Below are 1663 nucleotides of genomic sequence, written 5' to 3'. Positions count from 1 at the left end.
TGCGGCGCACCTTGGCTACTCTCAGGCCGCTGGCAGAGAAGACGGGGTTGGAGATGCAGATTCGAGAGGGCTTGAGGGAAATCCACTACGGTGAGTGGGAGGGCAAAACCCACGCCGAGGCCCGCGAAGCCCATCCCGAAACCTACTGGCGCTGGATGACCGAGCCGGCCTGGAACGCTCCTCCAGGCGGCGAAACCGCCGTGCAAATTGCCAACCGCGCCCTGCCGGTTGTGGCGGAGATCGAAGCAAAATGGTCGGATGGCAACGTCTTGATCGTCTCCCACAAGGCCACCCTTCGGATTCTTCTCTGCAGCCTGCTGGGCATTGACCTGGGCCGCTACCGGGATCGCATCGAGGTTTTGGCTGCCTCGGTCAGCGTGGTCAAGTTCGATCGCTATGGGCCCCTGCTGGAAAGCTTGGGGGAACGCGGCTATTTGCCGCCTGATCTGCGGCAAAGGGCAGGCACCTAAAAGTTTAGAATTACTAGAATCTTTTGGGCTTTTTTTGAACAAGCGACCATGGGCAAAAAACTGGGCTTGGCACTGGGCAGTGGCGGAGCGAGGGGATGGGCCCATATTGGCGTGATCCGGGCGCTAGAACAGGCCGGGATCCCGATCGATTACATTGCCGGGACGAGCATCGGCGCCTTCGTCGGAGCCATTTACGCCGCAGGTGAACTGGATGAGCTAGAGGACTTTGTGCGGGAGCTCAACTGGAAGATGATCCTGTCTTTATTTGATGTAGTCTTTCCCACCTGTGGCCTTCTGGAGGGCAACAAAATCTACGAGCTACTGACGGAACATTTGCAAGAGCTGTGCATTGAAGAGGCCGGGATCCCTTTTTGTTGCGTGGCTACAGATTTGATTACAGGCCAAGAGGTGCTGTTGCGGTCCGGCAAAATGGCCGATGCGGTGCGGGCCAGCATCTCCATCCCCGGCATTTTCACTCCTTTTCAGCACGAAGGTCGCTACCTCAGCGATGGGGGCATTGTCAACCCGGTGCCGGTACGGGTGGTGCGGGAAATGGGCGCCGAGGTTGTCTTGGCGGTCAACCTCAACCACGTGGATCCTGCGGATGTGGAGCCGGAGGTAGAGCAAACGGAGGTAGAAGAAACTTTTCAAAGACGCCGGCGCTTCAATGTCGAAGGAGAGGTGATCGAGGAGGAAACCAGCTTCATCACCCGCATCCGCAAACGGTACCAATCTCTACAACAAGCGATCCAGGAAAAAATTAGTCAATGGTTTCCAGACGAGCCTTCTGGCCCCAACATTTTTGACATTATCGGCAGAACTTTGAACATCATGGAGCAAATGGTAACCCACAGCATTTTGGCCGAACATCCACCGGACTTACTGTTACAACCTAAGCTCAGCCAATACAGCATCTTCGATTTCCACTAGGCAGATGCCATTATTCGAGAAGGCTATCGGCAAATGCGACGGGCCATTCCAGAATTGCGCCAAAAGCTGGAGCAGTGAACCAACACTTTTCCAGCGGTTCAACCTAAAGCTTTAAAGGGATCCGCGGCTCAAGCTTTACCAAACGCTCCTCGACGGATCCCGCTATCAAAATGGGTCTGAAGTTCACTCGATTGGGATAAATTGCAACAGCAATCCTGGGTGGATGAGATAGCCCGGGGCAGATTTTCCATCCTGGTCGGGAT

General features: G+C 55.3%; 2 protein-coding genes. Both read left to right on the top strand.

Features of this window, described 5'->3' with window-relative positions:
• Window positions 1–470, top strand: a 470-nt coding sequence (locus NW852_RS02520) for a histidine phosphatase family protein (RefSeq protein ID WP_414426434.1), incomplete at its 5' end; no start/stop codon positions are given.
• Between the two features lie 48 nt (window positions 471–518).
• Window positions 519–1400, top strand: coding sequence for a patatin-like phospholipase family protein (locus NW852_RS02515; RefSeq protein WP_414366844.1), 882 nt, complete (start codon window positions 519–521; stop codon window positions 1398–1400).
• Window positions 1401–1663 lie beyond the last annotated feature (263 nt).

It is taken from the genome of Synechococcus sp. H60.1, assembly GCF_047462335.1.
In the GTDB taxonomy this organism is placed as follows: domain Bacteria; phylum Cyanobacteriota; class Cyanobacteriia; order Thermostichales; family Thermostichaceae; genus Thermostichus.
The sequence above is the reverse complement of the archived record's forward strand: the minus strand, read 5'-3'. Positions and strand labels throughout refer to the sequence as shown.